The organism is Microvirga sp. 2YAF29 (assembly GCF_052114605.1).
Lineage (GTDB): Bacteria > Pseudomonadota > Alphaproteobacteria > Rhizobiales > Beijerinckiaceae > Microvirga.
Genome location: NZ_JBFRFB010000009.1, coordinates 44,413 through 57,029, shown reverse-complemented (window position 1 = coordinate 57,029; position 12,617 = coordinate 44,413). Strand labels below are relative to the sequence as shown.

The window sequence follows — 12,617 nt, the reverse complement described above, 5'->3', positions numbered from 1 at the left end:
CAATTGGGGGCTACCAATCATGAACTTCACTCAAGCCATCAAGTCCGGCCTATCCAAGTACGTCGACTTCTCCAGCCGTGCCTCGCGCTCCGAATACTGGTTCTACACCTTGTTCGTCATTCTTGTTTCGATCGTTACAGGCATCGTGGACAACATCGTTCTTTCCGGTATGCCGATCACTAACCTGATCACATCGCTGGCCCTGTTGCTGCCATGCATTGCCGTCACCGTGCGCCGCCTGCACGACACAGATCGTTCGGGCTGGTGGATATTGCTGTCCTTCATTCCGCTCGTCGGCGCCATCGTTCTCATCGTATGGTTCTGCACGCGCGGCACCATCGGTCAGAACCGCTTCGGAGCCGATCCGCTTCCGGCTCAGCCTTCACTGACGCAAGCGCAGTCGGCAGTCTGATCAGCGCCCGGATGGGCGTGTAACGGTCTGCCTGTGATGTGCTGCGGATGACAACCATTGTTGGAGTTCGAGGATATCCCATGGCAGACCATTTCGACTCTCTCGAAACGCGCGATCATGCCAAGCGTGAAGCGGACCTGTTTCAGCGCCTTCCGGAAATTCTTCGTAAAGCTTCAGCCGCTCCAGCCTATGCGGAGCGGCTGAAGGGAATCGATCTTGATCGGACCACCAGCCGCGAAGCTCTGGCAAGCCTGCCTATCCTGCGTAAATCCGAGCTTCCGTCTTTCCAGAAGTTCGCCCTGCCCTTCGGCGGTCTCATCGCCTCCCTGCCTGGATCGTTCGGCCGTCTCTTCACCTCGCCCGGCCCCATTTTCGAGCCTGAGCCCGATGTGAAAGACCCCTGGCGGGCCGCTCGCGGCCTTCATGCAGCAGGTTTCAGGAAGGGCGACATCGTTCTCAACACCTTCAGCTATCACCTGACGCCCGGCGGCTTCATCATGGATTCCGGCGCACGCGCGCTCGGCTGCGCGGTCATTCCCGCCGGCCCCGGCAATACGGAGCAGCAGCTGGAGCTGATCGAGGCCTATCGGCCCAGCGCCTACCTCGGCACGCCGGATTTCCTGAAAGTTCTGCTCGACGCCGCTGCGGCTGCGGGACGGGATGCATCATCCGTTAAGCGCGCCCTCGTCTCAGGCGCCGCATTTCCGAAATCCCTGCAGGAAGAATTCTCGGTCCGGGGGATCGAGGCCTATCAGGCCTATGCCACCGCCGATCTCGGCTTCATCGCCTATGAGACCCCCGCCCGCGAGGGTTTGGTGGTCAACGAGGACATCATCGTCGAGATCGTTCGCCCCGGCACGGGAGATCCGGTGCCGGAGGGCGAGGTCGGGGAAATCGTCGTCACCACCTTGGACCCGCACCATCCCTTCATCCGCCTCGCCCTGGGCGATCTCACGGCCACCCTGCCCGGCATCAGCCCCTGCGGCCGGACGAATATGCGCATCAAGGGCTGGATGGGCCGCGCCGATCAGGCCGCCAAGGTGAAGGGCATGTTCGTGCGTCCTGAGCAGATCGCCGAGATCGGCCGCAGGCATCCGGAGCTTGGCCGGCTGCGCCTGATCGTGGATAGGGAGCATGAGGCGGACGTGATGACCTTGGTGGCCGAGAGCGAAGACCTTACGGACGAGCTCGTATCCTCTCTCACAACGACGCTCAGAGACGTAACGAAGCTCAAAGGGATTGTCATGCTGGTCGCCCCCGGCACCCTCCCGAATGATGGCAAGGTCATCGACGATCAGCGAAAACCATGACCCCCAAAGAAAAAGAGCACCCCGAAGGGTGCTCTGAAGGTGTCCGGCCGTAGGGGCAAAAAGGACCGGAGATGCCTGAAAACGCGCAATGCAGGCGTTGGTTCCATAAAAATCTAAAAAATTTTCAATATCGGGATGAGGCCTCATTCAGGCCAAGTTTCAGCTGTTTAGGCTTAGCTTCCCGTGGGGGCAAAACACGGGCCTAAGGCCGCGACCAGATCCCTATAATAGGACGGTCGCGGCCGACCGTGTCATCGTTTACAGGTCGCCGAGCGAAAGCTGAGCCTGATTTCCGATGGATCGAGCCCTCTGCTTCTTGGGTACTGCGTTGAGGGCCGCCTTTGGTGCCTTCTTACGCGGCAGCACTGCTTCAGCCATTCTGGCCTTCGCCTTGTCGCGGGCCTGAGCCTCGGGAGAGGCCGGGTTATCGGCGAGCCACTTGCCGCGTTTGATCACCTCATTGACCCGCCCCTGGTTCACGCCGAGCTGAAAGGCGATCTCCTGCTGGGTCATATCCGTCGTCCCGTGAAGATCGAGAATCTCGCGGGCCAGTTCGGGCGTCATCTTGCGGCCGGCGATGCGGCGTCCCGGCGAGACGGTCCGCTTCTCCCGGTCCCGATCCCGCATCTTCTGCAGGATCGCGAGAGCCATGTGCATGCCCTGCTCGCGAAGGGCATCCTCGAACTCCTTGAGCGTGGTCACGTTGGTCGTACTCCCGCAAAGCAGCCCGGACCATCGAAGGATCGGACTAAGGAATCTCAAGGAATCCAACGGTTAAGCTCATGCCTTGGTTGCATGGGCTTTGAGCCTGCTCAGTCCACGCCCTCCTTGCAGGGCCAGCCACTCGGCGCATTGAGGCCTTCGGGCAGTTTCGTCTGGGCTGTGCCGCAGGCGATGTCTATCTGGGCCTGGGTGAGGCCGGTGACCCCGCTGAGATCGGCTCCGCCGAGCTGCGTCAGGTAAAGGTAGGAACCGGTCACGTTGACGCCCTGGAGGATGGCTCCTTCCAGGTTGGCGCGGGCGAGGTTGGAGTAGCTGAAATCCACGCCCTTCAGCTTGGCCTGCTGGAAGATGACCCGTGCAAGCTCGGCCTTGGACAGGTTCGCGCCCTCCAAATCGGCTCCGCTGAAGTCGGACCGGTTGAGCTCCGCCTTGGAGAAATCCGCTTTGGCTGCCTTTACCTGAGCGAAGTTGGAACGGCTCATGTCGGCCGCGCCGAAATTGGCCTCGACCAGGATGGCCTGCGCGAAATTAGCCCTCCAGCCCAAGGCCTTGGTGAAGTCCGCCTTGGACAGGTCAGCCTTCTCGAAGCGGGTGCGGCTGACCTCCGTCTCGCTTAAGTTGGCCCCTGCCATTTTCGATGAGGCGAAATCGCTCAAGGTCAGCAGGGAGCGCTGGAACTGAGCGCCGGTGAGATCATCGTCGGTGAGCATCAGGCGGGCCTTGGAGCAGCCGGACCAATCCACATTGGGCTGCGGACCGTCCTGGCATTTCGCCTGCGCAGCGCCCGTCAGAAACGACAGGAACAGGGCCACACCTCCGATCATACGGATCGCTCCGGACCCTGATTGCGGAACTCTCAGCACGCGACGCAAAGCCATGAAGCTCCTCTCGATCCTGTAATGAACTCTTCCCTATCAGGTAGGCACTTATCCGCAGGTGGGGAGGCCTGCGCCCTTATTTTTCACGAATTTCAGAGACTCGACTTCTGCACCTTAAGGCCTAGCTTCTCCGGCAGAATTGCGGAGTTAGACCATGCGCATCCAGGTGATCGTCCCTGCCCTCGCTCTCGCCGCCCTTGCTCTCGGCGGGTGCTCAACGTCTCCTTCTGCCGAGGGCGTCCTGCCGCGAACGGACGTTCCGCCTCCGCCATCCATCGAGAGGAGCGCCCCGTCGCGCCCGAGCGGCGCGAACACCACAGGCACTGCCGTCCAGCAGCGCCGCGGGCTCAGCGTGCCCGATCGCCTCGTCCCGCCGCGCCCCTCTGCAACCCGGTAGAATCAGCAGCCCTGCGAGCCTGATACACTGGGACAATCTGTTTCAGAGTTATGTCTGTCCCATTCACACGGCTTAGTGATATATGCCCATACGGCATAAATAACGGGAACAGATTCTCCATGACCTGGGTGGAAGCACTCGGCTGGCTGGGAGCAGCCATGGCCATCACTGGCAGCGCGATGAAGACGATCATTCCGCTGCGCTGCGTCGGGATCGCCACCAATGGCGTGTCGCTGACCTATGCGTCGATTATGGGGCTCTACCCCAGCATGACGGTCAACCTGATCCTGCTGCCTCTCAATGCCTACCGCCTCTATCAGATGCTGCGCCTTATCAAGAAGGTGAAGAACGCATCGAACAGCGATCTGTCCATGGACTGGCTCAAGCCCTTCATGACGCGCCGCGCGGTGAAGACGGGGGACATTCTGTTCGGACGTGGCGATGTAGCCAACTGCATGTTCTACACCCTCTCCGGGCGCTACCGCCTGCGGGAGCTGAACATCGAGCTGCTTCAGGGCCAGGTCGTCGGCGAGATGGGCTTCATGTCGCCGGAGAACAAGCGTACCCAGACTCTCGAGTGCCTGGAGGGGGGCGAAGTGCTCAGCATCTCCTATGACGAGCTCCGCCAGCTCTACTTCCAGAACCCGGAATTCGGCTTCTACTTCCTGCGGCTTACCAGCGAGCGGCTGTTCAACAACATGCGCAAGCTCGAAAATGAGATCGAGACGTTGAAGGAGCAAACCGCAGCGACATCCGCCCGGCAGGCCGTCTCAGCTTAGACCTTTTCCAAATTACACGCAGATTAAAACAGTTCTAAGTTATTGAAATCGCTTCGATTTTAGTTGACGCCACGAGCCTTGGATGCTTCTTGCGCTTGAGTTTGGACGCGGTCAAAGTGTCACGGACCTTTGCTGGAGGAGCATATACAATGGTGAAGACGACTTTCGCGCGCGGCTTGATGCTTGGCGCCGTAGCGATGGGGACCCTGGTCGCGTCGGGCGCATCCGCCCAGGAGACGCTGAACATCTACACCTACCGCGAGCCGGGCCTGATCAAGCCGCTGCTGGACGAGTTCACCAAGGAAACCGGCATCAAGGTCAACACCGTATTCCTGAGTAACGGCCTTGAGGAGCGCATCCGCACGGAAGGCGCGAACAGCCCCGCCGACATCATCCTGACCGTCGATATCGGCCGCCTGCAGCAGGCGAAGGATTACGGAATCACCCAGCCCGTGAAGCTGGACGCCATCGACAAGGCGGTGCCTGCCACCTATCACGATCCCGAGGGTCATTGGTTCGGCGTCTCGACCCGTGCCCGCGTGGTCTACGCCTCGAAGGACCGCGTCAAGCAGACCTCGATGACCTACGAAGAGCTGGCTGATCCCAAGTGGAAGGGCAAGGTCTGCATCCGCTCGGGCCAGCACCTCTACAATATCAGCCTGATCGCCGCCATGATCGCTCACAAGGGCGAAGCGAAGGCCGAGGAATGGCTGAAGGGCCTGAAGGCCAACCTCGCCAAGAAGCCCTCCGGCGGCGACCGCGAGCAGGCCAAGGACATCCTGGCCGGCGTCTGCGACATCGCCATCGGCAATACTTACTACGTCTCGCTCATGCGTAACGGCAAGGACGAGGAGCAGAAGAAGTGGGGCGAGGCGATCAACGTGATCCTTCCGACCTTCGAAGGCGGCGGCACGCATGTGAACATCTCAGGCATCGCCCTCGCCAAGTACGCGCCAAACAAGGCCGCTGCCGAGAAGTTCATGGAGTTCATGGTCTCGGATGCGGGCCAGGACATCCACGCGAACATCAACTCCGAATATCCGCTCAAGGCCGGCATCAAGATTCACCCGACCATCGCCTCCTTCGGCGAGTTGAAGCCGGACAACATCGCCATCGCCGAGATCGCCAAGTACCGCAAGAAGGCCAGCGAGCTGGTCGACAAGGTGGGCTTCGATCAGTAAGCCTGAAACGGCAAACCCGGAGGCAGCGCCTGGCGCTGCCTCTTTCATAACAAGGAGGCGCTGCCGGTCATGGTGGCGCCGTTTCCATTGACGATCGCAGCAGAGACACAGGCCCTCCTAAGCGCCACCCGGCGGCGCGGCATCAAACGCATTCCATGGTGGCTCTCCGCCGCCGTGGCAGCGGTGGGACTTGTCGTGCTCATGCCTGTCATCTCCCTGCTCGGCATCGCGTCCGAGATCGATGCGGAGATCTGGCCGCATCTGATCGAGAACGTCCTGCCCGCAAGCATCGTCAACACGCTTGCGCTGCTCGCCGGCATCGCCATCGTCGCCGGGTCCATGGGGATCACCTCCGCATGGCTCGTGACGGCCCATCGCTTTCCGGGACGCGACATTCTCGTCTGGCTTCTGCCGCTGCCGCTCGCAGTACCGACCTATATCACCGCCTATATTTACGTTGAGGTCTTCGATTCCGCCGGCCTCGTGCAGATGGCCTTGCGCGATCTCGTAGGCTGGACGTCCCGCAGCGATTACTGGTTTCCGGAAATCCGTTCGCTCTACGGCTGCATCCTTGTGATGTCCGCCGTGCTCTATCCCTATGCGTATATCGCCGCGCGGGCGATGTTCCTGACGCAGAGCGCGAGCATGATCGAGGTCGCGCGGGTACTCGGATCGAGCCGCATCAAGCTCTTCCGCGTGATCGCGCTGCCGCTCGCCCGCCCCGCCCTGGCCGTCGGCCTTTCGCTGGCACTGCTGGAAGCGCTGAACGATATCGGAGCGAGCGAATATCTCGGCGTGCGCACGCTCACCGTCTCGGTCTTCAACACTTGGCTCAACCGCGGTTCGCTCGCGGGCGCGGCGCAGATCGCCTGCGTCATGCTCGCTCTCGTGGTGGGGCTGATCCTCATCGAACGTCATGGCCGCAAGGACAGGCGCTACGCCAATTCCGCCAAGCGTCCGCGTGTGACGAATCCGGTACCGCTTTTCGGCGGGCGCGCATGGCTGGCGAGCGTTCTCTGCACCATCCCGGTCATTCTCGGCTTCGGATTGCCCCTCGCCTTCCTGCTGCGCGAACTCCTGCGCTTCGGTTTTTCGGATCAGCTCAACGGCGAGTTCCTTTCGCATTTCATGACGACGATCACGCTCTCCGTCACAGCGACCGTCATTATCCTCGCGATTGCCACCCTCCTCGTCTCGACGGCGCGCATCGCCAAGTCCTCGCTCACGCGAGGCACGCTGTTCCTCGCAGGCCTTGGCTACACAATTCCCGGAACGGTGCTCGCCCTAGGCCTCATGACGCCGCTGGTGCGGATCGATGGCCTGATCGGCACGCTCTGGCGCAATCTCACGGGAGAGCGGCTCGGACTGCTGCTCATGGGCACGGCGGGCGGTATCGTCATCGCCTATGTCATCCGCTTCCTGACGATTGGAACGGGCTCTCTCTCCGCGGGTCTCGACCGCGTTTCGCCGAGCCTCGAGGATGCGGCCCGCACGCTCGGGGCCTCACGCCACGAAATGGTCTGGCGCATTCAGATTCCGCTCATGCGGCCTGCGCTGGCGAGCGCAGCGCTGCTGATCTTCGTCGATTGCATCAAGGAATTGCCGGCGACCCTGCTGCTGCGTCCCCTCAACACGGAAACGCTGGCGACACAGGTCTACAATTATGCGGCGCGCGGACGCTTCGAAGATGGTTCGCTCGCCGCCCTCGTCATCGTCCTGATCGGCCTTCTGCCCGTGATCCAGCTCGTTCGCAGCGCCGAGGCCCGTCCGAAGGTTCAGGACGGCTCTGGGTCATAAAAGGAAAGCGGCCACATGGGCCGCTTTCCGTCAATCCTATCGTCTGAATCTCAAGCAGCCTGCTTGCCGTCGAGCGCTACCTTGAACGCGGCCTGCGTCTTGGCCTTGATCTCCTCAATCGTCACGCCATCCGCCAGCTCGATCAGGGTCATGCCCGTGCCGCCCTTCTTGTCGATGGCGAACACACCCAGATCCGTGATGACCAGATCCACCACGCCCGCGCCTGTCAGCGGCAGCGAGCAGGCATTGAGCAGCTTCGGGTCTTCCGAGCCGTCCTTGGCCTTGGCCACATGCTCCATGACCACGACCACGCGCTTGACGCCGGCAACGAGGTCCATGGCGCCGCCCATACCCTTCACCATCTTGCCCGGGATCATCCAGTTCGCCAGATCGCCGTTCTCGGCCACCTGCATCGCGCCAAGGATCGACAGGTCGATGTGACCGCCGCGGATCATGCCGAAGGAATCGGCGGAGGAGAAATAGCTCGTGGTCGGCAGCTCGGTGATCGTCTGCTTGCCGGCATTGATCAGGTCCGCATCTTCCTCGCCTTCGAACGGGAACGGGCCCATGCCCAGCATGCCGTTCTCGGATTGCAGCTGCACCCGCATGCCTTTGGGGATGTAGTTCGACACGAGCGTGGGAATGCCGATGCCGAGATTGACGTAGTAGCCGTCGCGCAGCTCCTTGGCCGCGCGGGCGGCCATCTGTTCACGGGTCCAGGGCATCAGACTGTCTCCTCGCGCTTGCGGGTCGTGCGTTGTTCGATGTGCTTGACCGGGTTGGGCACGTGCACCATGCGCTTCACGAAGATGCCCGCCGTGTGGATGCAGTCCGGGTCGATCGAACCTTCCGGCACCAGATGCTCGACCTCGGCGATGGTCAGGCGCGAGGCGGTGGCCATCATCGGGTTAAAGTTACGCGCGGTCTTGCGGTAGACGAGATTGCCTTCCGTATCGCCCTTCCAGGCATGGACGATGGAGATGTCCGCGAACAGGCCCGCCTCCATGACGTATTGCTCGCCGTTGAACTCGCGCACTTCCTTGCCCTCGGCAATGAGTGTGCCCACGCCGGTCTTGGTATAGAAGGCCGGGATGCCCGCGCCGCCGGCGCGGATGCGCTCGGCCAGCGTGCCTTGCGGGTTGAATTCGAGTTCGAGCTCGCCCGAGAGGTATTGCTGGGCAAACAGCTTGTTCTCGCCGACATAGGACGAGATCATCTTCTTGATCTGGCGGGTCTCCAACAGGCGGCCCAGGCCCACGCCGTCGACGCCTGCATTGTTGGAAATGAAGGTGAGGCCCTTGGCCCCCGAATCACGAATGGCCTCGATCAAAGTCTCCGGGATGCCGCACAGGCCGAATCCTCCGGCCATGATCGTCATGCCGTCCTTCATCGCACCCGCGAGCGCCGCCCGCGCGTCGCTGTAAACCTTATCCATCAACGATTCCTCCTAGGCATGGGCCTGCCCTTGAAAGGGTGTGCCATGCAATAGAGCCGCACCCTGCAACCTGGCCTCATTTTAGACAATCCCTTCCTATGGATATATGGGAACAATTGATAAATAAGGGTTCCGCCGCCCACAGGCCGTTCGCCTGGTGTCTCTTGCGAGGCGGAGGACAAGGTATCACAACACAACTCATGCCTCGCCGCATCGTCGTCTTTATCGCATTGATCGTCGTCGCCGTTCTCGGAATGGCCGCAGCTCCCTGGACCCTCAGGGAGAACGGCCTCTCGTCGTCTCTCACTGAGCATATGAAGACCCGCTACGGGCTCGACCTGACGGTCGCCGGACGCAGCACCTTCGCCGTTCTGCCCATCCCCCAGGTAAAGTTCGAGGATGTGACACTCCACTTCCCCGACAAGGCGCTGACCGCCACGGGAGGAACCCTGAAAGGTGAGCTGCGGCTCTTTCCGCTGCTCCTGGGCCGGGTCGAGCTGTCGGATTTCGAGCTGAGGGAAACCCGCGTCAACGCATCCTATCAGGCGCTCCGGGCCGTCAAATGGACGGAGCTGGCCGGGAACCGTGCCAACGCCACCTATGCCCGCCGCCTGATCCTCAGCCGGTCCTCGTTTCAATGGACCGACCTGAAGGATGCCGATCTGGACAATCTCGACCTCGTCATCCGATGGGTCGCAGCCGATGAGCCCATGACCGTCTCCGGCGCGGCGGACTGGCGCGGCGAGCGAATCCAAGTGGACGGAGTCTCCGCTTATCCGACCCTGCTCGCAGCAGGACAGCTCAGCCCGGTTGCGCTGGACGCCTCGACCGCTTCGGGCCGGATCCGCCTGAAGGGCGAAGCTCAGCTCGGGCCCAATCCGCGCATGACCGGCGAGAGCGTGATCCAGGCCCGCTCGCTTAGTAATTTCACCCGCTGGAGCGGCATGGGGCTGCCCTTCGGCTCCCTCGTGCATGCCTTTTCCATCAGTGGCGACTTTTCCATGGATCGGCGCCGGCTGTCCTGGCCGTCCGTTGCGGTTACAATGGGTCGCGACAAACTTGAAGGCGCGCTGGCAGTCCGCTTCGATGCGGCCCGCCCGCTCATCACCGGCACCTTGGCCGCCGACGACCTGAACCTCTCCGATCTGTTTGCACCTTTCTCTCAGGTCAAGGGTGCGGACGGCGCCTGGAGCGCAGATGTGGTGGACTTGTCACAAGTCACCGGCAGCGACCTCGATCTGCGCCTGTCAGCCGCCGAAGCGCGCCTGGGACGGCTGCACCTGGACGATATGGCGGCGAATGTTCTCGTCCGTCCGGGCGAAATCGAAGCCTCCATCGGCCGTGCCGGGTTCCTCGACGGCACGCTTAAAGGGCGGCTGTCGCTTGCAACCATCGACGGCCAGACGGAATTCCGCAGCCAGGGAACCTTCGCGGGGGTGGACATCGCGCCCTTCCTGGGCAGCATCGGCCAACCGCGCTGGATTACCGGCCGAGCCAAGGGCCAGTTCGCGTTCGAGGGTAAGGGACCCAACCCTGTCGAAGTCGTGCGCATGGCTCAGGGCAACAGCTCGATCACAGTTACGAATGGAGAGTTGATCGGCCTGTCCCTGGACGACGCCCTGCAGCGTGTCGAGAAGCATCCCCTTCTCGCCTCCCTCAACTGGAAGAGCGGCCGCACGCCGTTTGGGGAAGCGCAGGCGCAAATCGCAATCAAGGACGGCGTGGGCCAAGTCTCGGATGCCACCCTCACCTCCGCCGACCTCATCCTGCGAATGCGAGGTCAGGTGTTGATGGTCGATCGCACCCTTGACCTGAAGGCGGATGTCTCCGCCGTCGGCGCGCCCCAGGATGCGCCCATCAGGATCGGTTTCGATATCGGCGGCGGCTGGGACAACATCTCTGTCATGCCAAATGCCCGCTCCCTGATCGAGCGCTCCGGCGCCGCAAAGCCCCTCTTTCCTGCCCGTGTTCCCGCAGACGTCCAGGGTCCGCAGGCCGTCGCTCAGTGAGCGTTACGGCGCGAGCGGATCAAGGAGCGCTTGCTGATAAGCGTCGCCGAGATCACGCCGAGCGTCACGAGGCCGATCAGGATGGTCGAGGCCGCATTGATCTCCGGCGACAAGCCTAAGCGTACCTGGCTGTAGATCTTAATCGGCAGAGTCGTCGCGCCCGGCCCCGTGTTGAAGCTCGCCACCACCAAGTCATCCAGCGAGAGCGTGAAGGCGAGCAGGAAGCCCGCCACGATGGACGGCGCGATCAGCGGCAGCGTCACCGCGAAGAACGTGCGCAGCGGCGGCGCGCCGAGATCCATCGCCGCTTCTTCGAGCGAGCGGTCGAAGGTCATGAGACGCGCCTGCACCACCACGGTCACGAAGCACATGGTGAGCGTGGTATGGGCGAGCGTGATCGTCCAGAAGCCGCGATCCAGGTCGATGGCGACGAAAAACAGCAGCAGCGACAGGCCGGTGATGACCTCAGGCATGACCATCGGCGCATAGACCATGCCGGTGAAAAGCGCCCGTCCGAAAAAGCGTCCGTAGCGCGTGAGTGCAAGCGCCGCGAGCGTGCCGAGGACCGTTGCGATGCTCGCCGAGAGAAGCGCGATGCGTAAGGTGACCCACGCCGCCTCCATGAGCGCCTGGTTGCGGAAGAGCGCGCCGTACCATTGTGTCGAGAACCCACCCCACACGGTGACGAGGCGAGACGCGTTGAACGAGTAGACCACCAGCAGCAGGATCGGCAGGTAGAGGAACACAAAGCCCAATACCAGCGACGTGACGTTGAAGAGGGAAAGACGCCTCATGGCCGCGTCTCCACGCGCCTAGCCTCCACATCGCGATAGACCACGATGGGGACGACGAGAATAAGCAGCAGGAGAATGGCGACAGCGGAAGCGAGCGGCCAATCGCGGTTCGAGAAGAACTCGCTCCACAGTTGGCGGCCGATCATGAGCGTCTCGGACCCGCCCAAAAGATCGGGGATCACGAACTCTCCCACCGCCGGAATGAAGCACAGGAGCGAGCCTGCGATGATGCCCGGCATGGCGAGAGGCACGGTGATCGTCCAGAAGGAGCGCCACGGCGGCGAGCCGAGATCGAGCGCGGCTTCGAGCAGCGTGTCGTCCATCTTCTCCAGCGTCGCGTAGAGCGGCAGCACCATGAAGGGCAGATAGGCATAGACGATGCCGATATAGACTGCCGTTTCCGTGTTGAGGATGTCGAGCGGCGTGGAGATCAGCCCGATCCCCATGAGCGCCTGGTTCAGCAGGCCCTCGGGCTTGAGGATCGCGATCCAGGCGTAGATGCGGATGAGGAAGCTCGTCCAGAACGGCAGGATGATGAGCGCCACCAGCAGCGAGCGGTGCCTCTCCGGAGCGCGGGCCATGGCATAGGCAATGGGGAAGCCGACGAGCAGCAGCAAGAGCGTCGAAAGCCCGGCGATCCGCACCGAAGACAAGGTTGCCCTCAAATACAGGTCGTCCTCGGTCAGCAGGCTGAAATTCTCCAGATCGAGGCCGGCGAAGAAGCCCGCGATATCGCTCCATTCGAAGAGCGGCCTGTAGGGCGGCTGCGCGACCGCAGGATCGGACAGGCTGATCTTGAGAACGATCAAAAACGGCACGAGGAAGAACACGCCGAGCCACAGGAATGGCACGGCAGGAACGAGATTATCGGTCAGCCTCTTTACGATCGAGCGTTTCTGCAT

General features: G+C 62.1%; 13 protein-coding genes. 7 read left to right on the top strand and 6 right to left on the bottom strand.

The window, feature by feature from the left end:
• The first annotated feature begins 19 nt into the window (after positions 1–19).
• Both AB4Y85_RS13355 and AB4Y85_RS13350 read left to right on the top strand, forming a co-directional pair.
• Positions 20–412 carry a DUF805 domain-containing protein gene (locus AB4Y85_RS13355; RefSeq protein ID WP_441985397.1) on the top strand — a complete coding sequence of 131 codons (393 nt, stop codon included), beginning with the start codon at positions 20–22 and terminating at the stop codon, positions 410–412.
• An 80-nt stretch (positions 413–492) separates the two neighbouring features.
• Entirely contained in the window at positions 493–1,722 is a 1,230-nt protein-coding gene (locus tag AB4Y85_RS13350) for a phenylacetate--CoA ligase family protein (protein ID WP_441985396.1), read from the top strand.
• Between the two features lie 258 nt (positions 1,723–1,980).
• On the opposite strand, the gene AB4Y85_RS13345 is transcribed toward AB4Y85_RS13350, so the two are convergent.
• Together AB4Y85_RS13345 and AB4Y85_RS13340 are read right to left on the bottom strand one after the other, a co-directional pair.
• The gene (locus AB4Y85_RS13345) at positions 1,981–2,424 is read right to left on the bottom strand and encodes an RNA polymerase subunit sigma-70 (RefSeq protein WP_441985395.1); all 444 of its coding nucleotides are present in this window, start codon (positions 2,422–2,424) and stop codon (positions 1,981–1,983) included.
• Positions 2,425–2,534: 110 nt separating this feature from the next.
• Positions 2,535–3,323: a pentapeptide repeat-containing protein gene (locus AB4Y85_RS13340; protein ID WP_441985394.1), complete on the bottom strand. Its 789-nt coding sequence runs from the start codon at positions 3,321–3,323 to the stop codon at positions 2,535–2,537.
• A 154-nt stretch (positions 3,324–3,477) separates the two neighbouring features.
• Between AB4Y85_RS13340 and AB4Y85_RS13335 the strand changes: the two genes are divergently transcribed.
• The 4 genes from AB4Y85_RS13335 to AB4Y85_RS13320 all read left to right on the top strand — a co-directional run bounded on the left by AB4Y85_RS13335 (position 3,478) and on the right by AB4Y85_RS13320 (position 7,477).
• Positions 3,478–3,720 (top strand): hypothetical protein, encoded by a 243-nt coding sequence (locus tag AB4Y85_RS13335; RefSeq protein ID WP_441985393.1) that lies wholly within the window; start codon positions 3,478–3,480, stop codon positions 3,718–3,720.
• Positions 3,721–3,839: 119 nt separating this feature from the next.
• On the top strand, positions 3,840–4,499 hold the full coding sequence (locus AB4Y85_RS13330) for a Crp/Fnr family transcriptional regulator (RefSeq protein ID WP_441985392.1): 660 nt from the start codon (positions 3,840–3,842) through the stop codon (positions 4,497–4,499).
• A gap of 149 nt (positions 4,500–4,648) precedes the next feature.
• Positions 4,649–5,680 (top strand): Fe(3+) ABC transporter substrate-binding protein, encoded by a 1,032-nt coding sequence (locus tag AB4Y85_RS13325; RefSeq protein WP_441985391.1) that lies wholly within the window; start codon positions 4,649–4,651, stop codon positions 5,678–5,680.
• Between the two features lie 69 nt (positions 5,681–5,749).
• Positions 5,750–7,477, top strand: a complete 1,728-nt coding sequence (locus AB4Y85_RS13320; protein ID WP_441985390.1) for an ABC transporter permease — start codon at positions 5,750–5,752, stop codon at positions 7,475–7,477.
• Between the two features lie 50 nt (positions 7,478–7,527).
• On the opposite strand, the gene AB4Y85_RS13315 is transcribed toward AB4Y85_RS13320, so the two are convergent.
• Positions 7,528–8,202 (bottom strand): 3-oxoacid CoA-transferase subunit B, encoded by a 675-nt coding sequence (locus AB4Y85_RS13315; protein ID WP_441985389.1) that lies wholly within the window; start codon positions 8,200–8,202, stop codon positions 7,528–7,530.
• The gene (locus AB4Y85_RS13310; protein WP_441985388.1) at positions 8,202–8,912 is read right to left on the bottom strand and encodes a CoA transferase subunit A; all 711 of its coding nucleotides are present in this window, start codon (positions 8,910–8,912) and stop codon (positions 8,202–8,204) included. Before AB4Y85_RS13310 ends, AB4Y85_RS13315 begins: the two co-directional genes overlap by 1 nt.
• 200 nt (positions 8,913–9,112) lie before the next feature.
• On the opposite strand from AB4Y85_RS13310, the gene AB4Y85_RS13305 reads away from it, so the two are divergent.
• Positions 9,113–10,921 (top strand): AsmA family protein, encoded by a 1,809-nt coding sequence (locus AB4Y85_RS13305; protein WP_441985387.1) that lies wholly within the window; start codon positions 9,113–9,115, stop codon positions 10,919–10,921.
• Here AB4Y85_RS13305 and AB4Y85_RS13300 read toward each other — a convergent pair.
• Both AB4Y85_RS13300 and AB4Y85_RS13295 read right to left on the bottom strand, forming a co-directional pair.
• Entirely contained in the window at positions 10,915–11,715 is an 801-nt protein-coding gene (locus AB4Y85_RS13300) for an ABC transporter permease (RefSeq protein ID WP_441985386.1), read from the bottom strand. The genes AB4Y85_RS13305 and AB4Y85_RS13300 overlap by 7 nt on opposite strands.
• Positions 11,712–12,617 (bottom strand): ABC transporter permease, encoded by a 906-nt coding sequence (locus tag AB4Y85_RS13295; RefSeq protein ID WP_441985385.1) that lies wholly within the window; start codon positions 12,615–12,617, stop codon positions 11,712–11,714. The genes AB4Y85_RS13300 and AB4Y85_RS13295 overlap by 4 nt, the downstream gene beginning before the upstream one ends.